The sequence below is a fragment of the Clostridium sp. OM05-9 genome (genome assembly GCF_003481465.1).
In the GTDB taxonomy this organism is placed as follows: domain Bacteria; phylum Bacillota; class Clostridia; order Lachnospirales; family Lachnospiraceae; genus Coprococcus; species Coprococcus ammoniilyticus.
Genome location: NZ_QULF01000004.1, coordinates 81,459 through 94,166, shown reverse-complemented (window position 1 = coordinate 94,166; position 12,708 = coordinate 81,459). Strand labels below are relative to the sequence as shown.

10 protein-coding genes, 1 tRNA gene and 1 other annotated feature (1 of these 12 cut by a window edge) are annotated in these 12,708 nt (G+C 40.7%); of the genes, 10 read left to right on the top strand and 1 reads right to left on the bottom strand.

Annotated elements, in window-relative coordinates; all coding sequences use genetic code 11:
* Positions 1-15, top strand: a sequence feature (ribosomal protein L20 leader region); it begins 115 nt to the left of the window's first position.
* Positions 16-42: 27 nt separating this feature from the next.
* The 4 genes from infC (at position 43) to DXB77_RS07645 (ending at position 1,679) form a co-directional block, all read left to right on the top strand.
* Positions 43-537 carry a translation initiation factor IF-3 gene (infC, locus tag DXB77_RS07660; RefSeq protein ID WP_008401517.1) on the top strand — a complete coding sequence of 165 codons (495 nt, stop codon included), beginning with the start codon at positions 43-45 and terminating at the stop codon, positions 535-537.
* A gap of 37 nt (positions 538-574) precedes the next feature.
* A complete protein-coding gene (gene rpmI, locus DXB77_RS07655; RefSeq protein WP_008401518.1) occupies positions 575-772 on the top strand; it encodes a 50S ribosomal protein L35 in 198 nt (65 codons plus the stop codon).
* A gap of 21 nt (positions 773-793) precedes the next feature.
* Positions 794-1,150 carry a 50S ribosomal protein L20 gene (gene rplT / locus DXB77_RS07650; RefSeq protein ID WP_008401519.1) on the top strand — a complete coding sequence of 119 codons (357 nt, stop codon included), beginning with the start codon at positions 794-796 and terminating at the stop codon, positions 1,148-1,150.
* A 223-nt stretch (positions 1,151-1,373) separates the two neighbouring features.
* Positions 1,374-1,679: a hypothetical protein gene (locus tag DXB77_RS07645; RefSeq protein ID WP_008401521.1), complete on the top strand. Its 306-nt coding sequence runs from the start codon at positions 1,374-1,376 to the stop codon at positions 1,677-1,679.
* A gap of 321 nt (positions 1,680-2,000) precedes the next feature.
* On the opposite strand, the gene DXB77_RS07640 is transcribed toward DXB77_RS07645, so the two are convergent.
* A tRNA-Leu gene (locus tag DXB77_RS07640) sits at positions 2,001-2,084 on the bottom strand.
* A 412-nt stretch (positions 2,085-2,496) separates the two neighbouring features.
* Between DXB77_RS07640 and DXB77_RS07635 the strand changes: the two genes are divergently transcribed.
* From DXB77_RS07635 to DXB77_RS07610, 6 genes are all read left to right on the top strand, one after another.
* Positions 2,497-3,522, top strand: a complete 1,026-nt coding sequence (locus DXB77_RS07635) for a biotin/lipoyl-binding protein (RefSeq protein WP_118483847.1) — start codon at positions 2,497-2,499, stop codon at positions 3,520-3,522.
* On the top strand, positions 3,519-5,990 hold the full coding sequence (locus tag DXB77_RS07630; protein ID WP_118662954.1) for a biotin/lipoyl-binding protein: 2,472 nt from the start codon (positions 3,519-3,521) through the stop codon (positions 5,988-5,990). The genes DXB77_RS07635 and DXB77_RS07630 overlap by 4 nt, the downstream gene beginning before the upstream one ends.
* 14 nt (positions 5,991-6,004) lie before the next feature.
* Complete coding sequence (locus DXB77_RS07625; protein ID WP_118662953.1) at positions 6,005-8,824, top strand: ABC transporter permease; 2,820 nt, start codon at positions 6,005-6,007, stop codon at positions 8,822-8,824.
* 3 nt (positions 8,825-8,827) lie between these two features.
* Positions 8,828-9,505 (top strand): ABC transporter ATP-binding protein, encoded by a 678-nt coding sequence (locus DXB77_RS07620; RefSeq protein ID WP_117785052.1) that lies wholly within the window; start codon positions 8,828-8,830, stop codon positions 9,503-9,505.
* Positions 9,483-10,667 (top strand): ABC transporter ATP-binding protein, encoded by a 1,185-nt coding sequence (locus tag DXB77_RS07615; protein ID WP_347559481.1) that lies wholly within the window; start codon positions 9,483-9,485, stop codon positions 10,665-10,667. The genes DXB77_RS07620 and DXB77_RS07615 overlap by 23 nt, the downstream gene beginning before the upstream one ends.
* A gap of 150 nt (positions 10,668-10,817) precedes the next feature.
* Positions 10,818-12,485, top strand: a complete 1,668-nt coding sequence (locus DXB77_RS07610; RefSeq protein WP_118662952.1) for a DUF6034 family protein — start codon at positions 10,818-10,820, stop codon at positions 12,483-12,485.
* Positions 12,486-12,708: the final 223 nt, after the last annotated feature.

Below are 12,708 nucleotides of genomic sequence, written 5' to 3'. Positions count from 1 at the left end.
CTATTTTTTATGCAATGGAGGTAAAAAGTCATTAGCGAATTAATGATTAACGAACAGATTAGAGACAGAGAAGTGCGCGTGATCGGCGAGGATGGTCAGGTGATCGGAATTATGTCCTCCAGAGATGCACTGAAGCTTGCAAAGGAAGCAGAGCTTGATCTGGTTAAGATCGCTCCACAGGCAAAACCACCTGTATGCAAGATTATTGATTATGGTAAGTACCGTTATGAGCTTGCTCGTAAGGAGAAAGAAGCCAGAAAGAAACAGAAGACAATGGAGATCAAGGAAGTTCGTTTATCTCCAAACATTGATACTAACGACTTGAATACAAAAGTAAATCAGGCAAGAAAGTTCCTGACACATGGCGATAAAGTAAAGGTTACGCTTCGATTCAGAGGTAGAGAGCTTGCCCATGTAGAACAGACAAAGGGCATTCTTGATGAATTTGCTGAGAAGCTTTCAGACATCGCAGTCATTGATAAGCCTGCCAAGTTTGAAGGAAGAAGTATGATAATGTTTTTAACTGAAAAACGTTAATTTACAATATGACATATATTAAGGAGGAAATACACACATGGCTAAATTAAAGACAAAAAGAGCAGCAGCTAAGCGTTTCAAGAAAACAGCTAACGGCGGCCTTAAGAGAAGCAAGGCTTACAAGAGTCATATCTTAACAAAGAAGACAACTAAGAGAAAGAGAAATCTTAGAAAGTTAACAATGACGGATTCAACAAATGAAAAGGTAATGAAGAAGATTTTACCTTATATCTAATAAATCAGGAGGAACTAGAGAATGGCAAGAGTAAAAGGCGGCGTTGGCGCTAAGAAAAAACATAACAGAACACTTAAGCTGGCTAAGGGTTACAGAGGAGCCAGATCAAAGCAGTATAGAGTAGCAAAGCAGTCAGTTATGAGAGCTTTAACAAGTTCATATGCTGGCAGAAAGCAGAGAAAGAGAGAATTCAGACAGTTATGGATCGCTCGTATTAATGCTGCTGCAAGAATGAATGATATTTCATACAGCAAATTAATGCACGGCTTAAAGCTTGCAGGTGTAGACATCAACAGAAAGATGCTTTCAGAGATGGCTATCAGTGATCCGGAAGGATTTGCTAAGCTTGTTGCTGTTGCAAAGGAAAAGCTTGCTTAATTTAAGATAAGCAGAAAAAACAGATCATGATGATTTTCGGAAGAAGATGGTTATGGTCTGTTTTTGCGTTATCGGAACGTTTGCCCGGCCAAGTGATCCGTTATTTTAAAGATCATAAATAAAAGGCGGACATTGACATAATTGCCTTTACAGAGTTGTCCTGTTCATACTATAATAGAACTGTACATTGAGCTAATTTATGGGACATGGAGGGTGACATATTATGTTTGTAGAACGAGTAACAAGAGAGCAGATGAAGATGTTCTTGGAGACATTCGCATGCTGCAGCGAACAGAAGAATCTTGTAATGAGATTAAATTACGCAGGAAAAGAACCATATCTGGATGTAACCAGATACAGTAACGGAATGATGTACACAGACTCTTACTATGATTTTGACAGTACATATTGCAGTAACCTGTGGAACAAATTCCTTTATACACAGTTTACACATGAGTACTACAGTGCATTTAAGGCACATCTGTTAGAAGACGTAGAAAAGAAGCTTACCAATATGATAAAAATCTGAGAAAGTAAAATCCCTGATACAAGTATATTAACAACAAAACACTTACAGGTATATACCATTTATTCCGCAGAACACTTTCGTTCTATTTCAAACGTAGCGGTACTAAACTCTTCATCTTGCGATGAATCGTTAAGGACCGACGTTTGTAACTGAGACCTTAGCGAGGCTCGCCGAGGTTAGTTCGAAGTTATACAGAGTAAAAAGGTCTGCTTCATAAAGATATATACATGTAAGTGTTTTATTATAATTATATAAATACTTTGTATCAGGGATTTTGTGCATAAAAAAAGAAAACCTCAAAGGTTTTCTAAAAAATAAAGATGCGGGAGATGGGACTTGAACCCACACGCCGTTTCCAGCACTAGATCCTTAGTCTAGCCTGTCTGCCAATTCCAGCACTCCCGCATGTCTTATTCCGTACGGCTTACCGCCGACGCAAGTAAGATAATACCACTGTGCTATATAAATGTCAACAAGTTTTTTTACTTTTTTTTGAAAAAATCCAATGCACGCATTATGATAGAGATTTTCATCATAAAATGGACACATTTACATGATAAACTTATAACGAAGTTTGTATGTAAAACGAAAAGATGCAAATATGATACATTTGTATTTTATACTGGCATAAGATCAGGACATTTGTCAGAAAATGATATGTAACAGAAATAATACAGGAATCCTTAAGATTGTTTAATAAAATAAGGATTGCTTGATTATGCCAGACAGAGAGAGTAAAATTACAATGATTTAATTTGGAAAATATAGCATTTTCAGATACACATAAAAATAAAACAGCGCAAGCAAGGAGGCAACGATGCGGAAACGAATCAAAAAGGGTGTGGCATGTGTATTATGTGCCAGCATGGTAGCTGCCCTTCTGGGTGGATGCAGCAGCAAAAATGCAGAAAGCAGCAAACCTTCTATTCATATTGAATCATATACAAAGGTGGGATATGATACGGTGACCGTTCAGTCAGGAGATATTTCACCAATCTTGAATTTAAAACTTTCCCCGGATGAATTTGAAACGAAAAATTATAAAGTTTCACAGGACGATTACGAAGTAGAAAAGGTTAATGTATCAAAGGGAGATCGGGTGAAAGCCGGAGATATCATGGTTCAGTTTAAGGCAGATGATATTCAGGATACGATCAAGCAATATACAGAGCAGAAGGCAGAGAATGAACTGCTGATTGAACATTATCAGAAACTGATGCAGATTGATGGATCAGAGGATTATTCTGATGATATTGCAAGTCTGAAAGAGGATATCCAGATCGCAGATACATATATTAAAGAACAGAACGAGAAGATGAAGGAGTATTGTCTGATTGCAGAAAAGGATGGAACTGTAACCTATGTCAATGAGTGGTTGGGATATGGATATGCAAGTTCATCCGATAATCTGGTGACCGTAGCATCCGGATCCTCTAATTATACAGCAACGACAGATGATGATTATGAATTTAAAAAAGGGGATGTCTATCAGGCAGATTATGAAGTGGCATCCTACGATATGAAGGTTATTGATGTCAGTCAGTATGAAGATAAGGCAACCGGTAAGCAGATGCAGAAAATCTTATTTGAGCCGGTAGACAGTATGGCAGGAATTTCAGAAGAAGATGTGCTGACCATGACGATCCATAAGCCGGTGATCAGCAATGTTGTCTATGTCGATGAAAAAGCGATCAATGAGAAGTCAGAAGATAATTATTATGTATTCACGATCAATGATGATGGCTTCCGGACAGCAGTTGATGTAACAATTGGTGAAACGGTAGACGGATATACGATTATTAAGTCTGGATTGAAGGCTGGAGAGCAGGTGACGGTAAATTGATAAAGAAGAGAATAATGATCAATAAAAAATCGTATGCAGTCAGAATGACAGCAATCGCTGTGGCAATGATGCTTGGTTTAACAGGCTGTGGAAAAAAAGAAGAAAAAGCACCGGAGCTGTTAGAACCGGTTACAACGAATGAGGCGTACCGTCCGGTCGAAAAGAGCGATGTTGGTAAGAAGATTATCAAGAATGGTGCGATTGTACCAACGGATTATTGTTATTTCTTTAAAACCTCAGCGACACTCTCAAAGGTTTATGTCAATGTAGGTGATTATGTTAAAAAGGGCACGGTTCTTGCAGAGGCAGATAGCGATGATACGACTTCAGGAATTGAAGACCTGAAAGCCTCTCTTTCCAGTGAGCAGCAGACCCATAATGTAAACGAAAAGATATACGAACAGAAGCAGAAGGAACTGGATTATAAGATTAAAGCATGTAATGAGGCTGGAGATTCTGCCGGTGCGAAAGAAAACCAGAGCACAAAAGCAGTCAATGCCGAGAATAACCGGTATGATAACATGTTGTACAATTATAAGGTCAAGAAGCTCCAGCAGCAGATTGACGAGAAGGAATCTCTGGAAACCGATAACAAGCTCGTAGCAGAACAGGACGGCTATGTTACATATGCCAAGAGCCTGACGGATACAGATTCATCAGATGAAGGCGGCGGATCAATCTCAAGTGGTGAGAATGTTGTTATTATATCTGATTACAACACACCGTATATTGAGATCACCGGTGAGCAGATCACAAGAGATGGATATGCAAATTTTAATACCATGTACACGATGATCGATGGCAAACGGTATGAGCTGGAAGAATACAAATATTCCAATCAGGAGATCGCAGCAGCACAGAGTGCATCCAAGCTGCCATATGTCCGTTTTAAACTGAAGGATGTGGATAACAGCAAGATCTTAAAGACAGGAACACTGACACCGTTGTATTTCAGTACATCAACTGCTGCAAATGTTCTTGTAGTCGGAAATGATTCCTTATACGAAGAAGGAGATAAGTATTTTGTATATGTGAAGACAGACAGCAGTGATAAGGAAAAGCGTGAGATCAAGATCGGTGCACAGGATGATAACTACACGGAAGTAAAGAGCGGCCTTTCAGAGGGAGATCTGGTTTATTATGATTCTGATTCAACGATTCCAAGTGACTATACAACATATGAGATCAAGCTGGGAACCTTTAAGACAACAGGAACCAGCAAATCCTATAAGATGGTAGATACCAATCAGATAACCTATAAAGCTCCTGTAGAAGGCTATTTTACACAGCTTGATCTGGCGGAAGGTCAGGAAGTGAAAAAAGGCGATCTGTTGTATATCGTTGACAGTGGTGGTGGTAGTGCAGAGCTGCTGGAGTTAAACTCCCAGATATCAGATGCAAAGAGTGATTATGATTCGACCGTAGCGGGCTATGAAGAGCAGATCAAGGATCTGAGAGCCGAGATTGAAGATTACCGCTCCGGCAGGAAGAAACAGCAGGTGGCAACACCGGGAGATGCTGATCCGGCAGATGATACAACAGATACTACTACAGATGATGGGGATGAAGAAGACGGTGATTACGATATCCCGGATTCAGATGATAATAATGGCAATACATTATACATGGTTGAGCAGCTTACCTGCCAGGTTGAGATTGCAAAATACAATGAAGAGCTGGCAAAGATCAATTATAATACGACTGTGAATCCATTGATCGCAAAGCGTGATAAGCTGAACAAAAATAATGATGGAAAAGGTAATATCAGCGTATATGCAGAAAGCGACGGCGTTGTACAGAGTGTATATGCCAGTCAGGGAAAACAGATCAAAGAGGGTGACAAGGTTGTCAGCATAGGAAGCAATGAATCCAAGATGATGTCCTTATCCCTGACAGATAACGGTGGAAGCTCCAGACGTAACGGATATAGCGGAAGTGACGATACCGGAAGTGATAACAGCAATGCAACACTTCTGGTCAATCAGGAGGTTACTTTAATTGATCAGAAGGATGACAGCAAGAAGCTGACCGGAAGATGTATCGGAGCAACAGCGGATTCCAAGAAGGCTTATGTAACAACGATCGATGGTCAGGTATATATAACAAGCAGCTCCGGATCCGAAGATACCAGATATTATATACAGGTGGATGATAAGAGCTTCTATGATTCACCAAAGGGATATTTTGTAAGCTTTGCAAAAATGTCACTGGAAAATGTAGTAACAGTTCCAATGAATATTATTTATACAGAGACGGATAAGACATCCGGTAAATCCTATGAATATGTGTGGAAGCTTTCAAAGGATGAGATTGTAAAACAGTATGTAACAACAAACACAGATACAAAGTCGTCAAAGGCATGTGTACTTACCGGATTGTCAGAAGGAGATGTGATTCTGAAAGAATCCGGTTCTTCCAGCAGTGGTGACAATACAAAGAAAAAAGCCGATAGCAGCTCAGAAGAATAGAAGGGAGAAGAGGAATGTTTAAATTCTTAAGAAATAAATTACTGAATAAAAAGTGGCTGAATGCCTGTCTTCTTCTTGGTATTGTGCTTCTGGTTGCTGTAGCATCCTGTAATCCGATGTTCAAAAACGGTGCAATGGATATGACGCTGGCATCCAAGTTTGATTCAGCGATAGAAGATAACAACACATATTCAGCCGTGGTCGGAAGACAGGGCTCCTGCTCAACAGACAATTTCCCGGATTCTGCATCCGTACTTGACCGTATCAATGCATATGAAAAGAAGTGGATGAGTTACATTGACGTCCCGGTATTAAGCAGACAGAACAGATTGTTTATAGAAGGTACTTATGCAATGACCGGGCTCGGTTCCAGGAGATTTTTCAGTGTAAACTATATGCAGGATATGAGCGAACATATCAATATCACGTTTGGAGAGGGACTTGATACCGGAAAACCGGTTGAAGGTACGTATCCGGTGATCATCAATCAGCAGAATGCGGATACATATGATCTGGTTGTAGGTGAAACCGTATCAATTGATAAATTGGTAGACAAGGATGGAAAGCCGGTTACATTTACGGTTGTCGGAATCTTTGAACCAAAGGATACCACTGATATTTACTGGAAAGAGACACCGGTAGATTTTGATAAGATGATATTTACAGATCAGGCATCCTTTGATGAAACCGTTGCAAACTATGGTGTTTTGACAATATATTATGCGACATATAATATGCTGGATTATGCATATATCGATCATACAAATGCATCAGATATCCGTTATTATCTGAGTGCATTTTCAAAAGCAGATGGTAACTTTATTCAGAATTTCAGTAGTATACTTGCTGATTATCAGGACGATGCAACATCGATCATGATCATTATCTGGGTACTGGAGCTTCCGATCCTGGTATTGCTTCTGGCATTTATCTATATGGTATCCAGTCAGATCCTGGAAATGGAGGACGGTGAGATCGCGATGCTAAAGAGTCGTGGTACCAGTACGAAACAGATTCTTGGCATCTATTTTGGAGAATCTGCGATCCTTTCTTTGATCGCGATCGTTATTGGCATTCCGGTCGGATATCTGTTGTGTAAACTGTGTGCAAGTGCAACCTCTTTCCTGAAATTCAGCTTTGGTGATACACACTTTTATAAGCTGACATGGGGAATGTTATTATACAGTCTGGTTGCTGCAGTTATCGCAATCCTGTTTATAACACTTCCGGTATTGAAATACGCGAAGAATTCGATCGTAGAGCAGAAGAGTAAGCTTGGAAAGGTAAATACAAAGCCAATCTGGGAGAAGGCATTTCTGGATGTGATCCTGGTGGCAGTTTCCATTTATCTGCTGTACAACTACAATAAACAGAAGAGTGATATTGCATTAAGCATTCTGGCTGGAAACAAACCGGATCCATTGATCTTTTTGAATTCATCTCTGTTTATATTTGCAGTTGGTCTGCTGATCCTGCGACTGATCAAATATCTGATTAAGTTCATTTATTTCATTGGTAAGAAGAGATGGTCACCTGCGGTATATGCTTCCTTCCTTCAGATCACCAGAACAGTGAAGAAGCAGGGCTTTATCTCCGTATTTCTGGTTATGACGATCGCCATGGGTATGTTTAATTCCAATATGGCAAGAACGATCAATGAGAATAATCAGGAGCGTATCGAATATAATCTTGGAACAGATATCGTTCTGAGTGAACAGTGGAAGATGGGTGCGTATCTGGATAAAGATAAGAAGAGTCACTGGTACTATGAAGAACCGGATTTTGAACGGTATACAGAGAATCTTTCCAATTCATGCAAACATCTGACCCGTGTGATCTATGATGACAATACAACGATCAAGGTTGGAGGTTCTGAACTTCCGGACTCTGTTCTGATGGGAATTAATACAAAGGAATTTGGTGAGACAGCCGAATTAAAGTCAGGCTTGAATGATGAACACTGGTATAATTACCTGAACAGTATTGCAACTGTTTCCAATGGTGTTATCATTTCATCAAATCTGGCAAAGAAATATGATCTGTCTGTTGGTGACAGCATCACATATGCAAGATACAGCCCGATGAAGACAAAGGAGCCGGTTGAGATCGCATCACCGTCCGGAACAATCTGCGCAATTGTAGATGCATGGCCTGGATTTAACCAGTACACATATGAGAAGGACAACAGTGGAAAGGTTGTTGAGAAGGAACGTTATCTGGTTGTTGCTAATTACGCATATGTTGTCAGTGCATTTGGTCTTACTCCATATCAGATATGGGGACAGCTTGCAGATGGACATGATTATCAGGAGGTCCTGGATACGGTTGAAAAGCAGGGTATTTCATTAAAGAGTTATCAGAGTGTAGATCAGGAAGTACAGAACATGCTGGAATCTCCGCTTGTACTGATCACAAATGGGTTATTCTCACTGAGCTTCCTGGTAGCAGTTATCCTCTGTACAGTAGGATTCCTCATCTACTGGATCACATCGATCAAGCAGCGGGAGCTTCTGTTTGGTATCTACCGTGCGATGGGTATGAGCATGAAGGAGATTAACAAGATGCTGATCAACGAGCAGATGTTCAGTTCTGTTCTTGCCAGTCTGGCAGGATATGGAGTTGGAGCGGCGGCTACTGCGTTGTTTGTAAAGCTGGTAGCGATCGTATATCTGCCGGAGTCGCATAACATAGCGATCAGCATAGCGGTCAACCCATTTGATATATTGAAACTGACGATCGTAGTTGTGGTAATGTTTATTATCTGCTTCATTGTTCTCCGGACAATCTTAAAGAAGATGAACATCACACAGGCATTAAAACTGGGGGAGGACTAAACAATGAATATGATTACTGCAAGAGGAATAAAGCGGTGTTTTACAGTTGGAAATGGCGAACCATTTTATGCTCTTAAAGGAATAGATCTGGATATCCCGGAAGGAAAGCTTGCGATCCTGAAGGGAAGATCCGGTTCCGGTAAAACAACCCTTTTAAATATTTTAAGTGCGCTGGATGAAGCAACGGAGGGTCAGGTGATCATAGAGGATCACGACCTGTCGGAGATGGCTGTACCGGAAAGAGAAAAACTCAGACGGTACGATATCGGATTTGTATTCCAGTCGGTAGCGTTGATCCCGATCATGAATGCATATGAGAATGTAGATTTTGGTTTAAGACTTGCGGAATATGAAGGAAACCGGGATTCCCGTATCCGCGAGGTTCTGGAGATGGTTGGACTTAGTTCCAGAATGTTCCATATGCCGAACCAGATGTCCGGTGGTGAGCAGCAGAGGGTAGCGATCGCAAGAGCGGTTGCCCATAAGCCAAGGGTAATCTTTGCAGATGAGCCGACAGGAGCTTTGGATACAGCATCCGGACTGAATGTTATGAAGCTGTTCAAGGATCTGGTGGCAAAAGAAGGAATCACGATCGTTATGACGACACATGATCCAAACCTGATGGAACTCGGAGACGTAGTATTTGAGATAGAGGATGGTGAGATCATTGGCAAAGCATAGTGGATTTTTTAAGAAAAAAGATAAAAATACGATTCCGGAAACTGATATGCAGGAAAACGCAGCACAGATGATGGAAGAACCAATGGATCAGGATCCTGTTCAGGAAGACGCCGACATCGCAGATACAGACATGAACGATATCGGTGTGCAGGAGACTGCAGTGGATGCTGGGAACGCTGTTGATGAAGCAGATATAGCAGATGACGATACAGAAACATCAGAAGATTTGGACGATACAGACAGAAACAGTCAGGCTGCGGAAGAATATGAAGAAACCGGCAATATCATTGACTGCGACAGTCTGGTTAAGATCTATAAAACAGATGAAGTTGAAGTAATGGCACTTCAGGGGCTGGAGCTTACGATCAAAAAGGGTGAGCTGATGGCAGTTATCGGTAAATCCGGTAGTGGTAAGTCAACGCTTTTGAATATGATCGGTGGACTGGAACGTCCGACAGCAGGAAAATTATATGTAGATGGAAAAGACCTTTTTGCAATGACAGACAAAGAACTGGTAGAATATCGGAAACATACCGTTGGCTTTGTATGGCAGAAGAATTCCAGAAACCTGCTTCCGTATATGACAGCTCTGGAAAATGTCCTGGTGCCGATGTATTTTGATAAAGACAATAAGGAAGACCGGGAAGCCAGAGCCTATGATCTTTTGTGCAAGGTTGGTTTAAAGGAAAAGGTAAATTCCTATCCGGCACAGATGTCCGGTGGTGAGCAGCAGAGAGTTGCAATTGCGATTGCACTTGCCAACAATCCAAAAATCCTGCTGGCAGATGAGCCGACCGGTGCAGTCGATTCCAAAACCTCAGATATGATCCAGGATCTGTTCCGGAAACTGAATGAGGAAATGGGTATTACAGTTATCATCGTAACGCATGATATCAGTCTTGCAAATAAGGTTGGACGTGTGGTTATGATCGCAGATGGTAAGATCAGTACAGAAAAGATCATGAAAGAGGATTACAGAAAACGGATCAATGACATGGAAAGCGAGAGCTTTAATGGAACCGATTCCCATGAAGAATATTCCATTATGGATAAGGCACACCGTGTACAGATCAGTGATGATATTCTGGAGGCTGCCGGAATTGATACAAACAAGGTAAAGATTCAGGTAGTGGATGGCAAGGTTGTTATTTCAAAAGAATAAATATCAGTTCAGAAAACGGCTCTGGATGCATATGCATTCAGGGCCGTTCGCAATATTTTCACATTTTCTTTCTTGCTTTTTCTTGCTATCGTGCGTTGGTTCGATTATAATAACTTTGTTTAGCTGATTTGGAATTTCGAGGAGGAAACCATGAAGAAGAGAAAATTAACAAAAATGTCGGCAGTGTTACTGGCAACAGCATTGTCTGCAGCAACTGTTTTTTCAGGATGTAATAAGAAGGTTGATTACGATATGGGTGATGGAACGCAGAAAGAAGGAAGTGCAGGAGAAGGCGGCGAGTTATCGTCCCGTCTCGGTGTTCCGGAGTCTTATGAGGGTAAGCTGGATACCGGTGATTCCGGTATCAAAGAGATTACCATTAAAGATGATGATATCATAACACCAGATTCCGACAGTATGTCTATTGTGTCTTATAAGAAGAATTCCTTTGATAATGCATACAGGCAGAAGGTCTGTGAGGCAATCTTTGATAAGTCAAAGGGTATCTATGTATATGACTTTGAGCACCAGACCAAGAGTGATCTGCAGACTCAGATTGATTCATATCAGACGATGTTAGCCGATGCGAAGGAAGCTGGAGATACAGATACAGAGGATTATTGTAAGGAATACATATCCTATCTGGAAAATGAAATGGCAACGGCAACGGATGAGAGAGAAGGAGCCGGTGATTACAGTGCATCGGATTATATCGGACAGATTGGCGATAATCAGTTCATGCTCTCATTTTCAGAGGGAACAGAAGGGTTAAATGCAAGCTTTGATCTTTCTTATTATCCATCCGAAGGCATGATCAATTACAGACCATATGAGGGTGCATCCTTTGTATATGCTTATGACGCAAAGTATGGAGAAGAGGGGATTGATGACAGCATTGTAAATACTTGTACATTTTCTGAAGATGAAGCCGTATCACTGGCACAGGAATTTCTTGCCGGATGTGGAATTGATGATGTGATCGTTACAGATAAATCTCCGTTATTATGGGAGTATTATGACAGCTCTTATAATGTGATTGCAACAGAGTATGAAGGCTATATCGTAAACTTTGGACGTTCTGTCAATGGAACTGCTCCATACAGTGCGGATCTGTCTATGGTTGACACTCTTTCAAGCGATGAGGATGATACCTGGTATGATGCTCCAACAGAGACGTTCTCCATTCAGATCGACTCCAATGGCGTGATCAACGCAAGCTGTTATCCATTGTTAGTTTCAACCGGTGAGGATCAAAAAAATGTAGATCTTTTGAGCTGGAAGGAGCTTTTAAAGGAACTGGATAAGAATGTTGCACAGTATTATACAGATAATAAGACTTCCTACAGCGATATTGAATTTAACGATGTCAGATTGACATATTACTGTATTAAGGATGATTCTCAGGATGATGTATATAATTATGTTCCTGTATGGATATTTGCACAGGCAGACGAAAATGATGGAACATATGATTTTGACTATCCGGTACAGGCACTTATAGTAAATGCAACCGATGGAACAATCTACAATCTGAAAGATGTTCTGGAGGCCGGTTCGATCCCATACAGTGATTATTACGATGATCAGGGTGATATGATCGATGGATACGAATATGATGACAGTGATATGGAGAGTATAGATTCAGATGGCAGTGATGACGGATCCGGTGATTCATCAGATGGCAGTGATGACGGATCCGGTGATTCATCAGATGGCAGTGATGACGGATCCGATGATTCATCAGATGAGATAGAGGATGGATCCGATGAAGGGATCATTGACGACGAAGGTCTGTTAGAGGATGATGTTGTAGAATAATACAATCCTACAGGAAAATAAGGTGTCATACGACGCCAGACTATAAAGATGCAGGACGAGTGATATTTTTTATCATTTGCCCTGCGTTTTTTATTGGTTTTGGTATTGACAAAAATACCCCTATGGGGTATATAATATCGTATCCGGGATCATTAAAATTGGATACAAAAAATAAATGTACAGATACAGATGGATGAAAAAATTCAGGAAACAGACAGAAGGG

Coding starts and splice junctions, on each gene's coding strand:
- rplT (WP_008401519.1), top strand. CDS start 794: ATGGCAAGAGTAAAAGGCGGCGTTGGCGCTAAGAAAAAACATAACAGA.
- DXB77_RS07610 (WP_118662952.1), top strand. CDS start 10,818: ATGAAGAAGAGAAAATTAACAAAAATGTCGGCAGTGTTACTGGCAACA.
- DXB77_RS07635 (WP_118483847.1), top strand. CDS start 2,497: ATGCGGAAACGAATCAAAAAGGGTGTGGCATGTGTATTATGTGCCAGC.
- infC (WP_008401517.1), top strand. CDS start 43: ATGATTAACGAACAGATTAGAGACAGAGAAGTGCGCGTGATCGGCGAG.
- DXB77_RS07645 (WP_008401521.1), top strand. CDS start 1,374: ATGTTTGTAGAACGAGTAACAAGAGAGCAGATGAAGATGTTCTTGGAG.
- DXB77_RS07625 (WP_118662953.1), top strand. CDS start 6,005: ATGTTTAAATTCTTAAGAAATAAATTACTGAATAAAAAGTGGCTGAAT.
- rpmI (WP_008401518.1), top strand. CDS start 575: ATGGCTAAATTAAAGACAAAAAGAGCAGCAGCTAAGCGTTTCAAGAAA.
- DXB77_RS07620 (WP_117785052.1), top strand. CDS start 8,828: ATGAATATGATTACTGCAAGAGGAATAAAGCGGTGTTTTACAGTTGGA.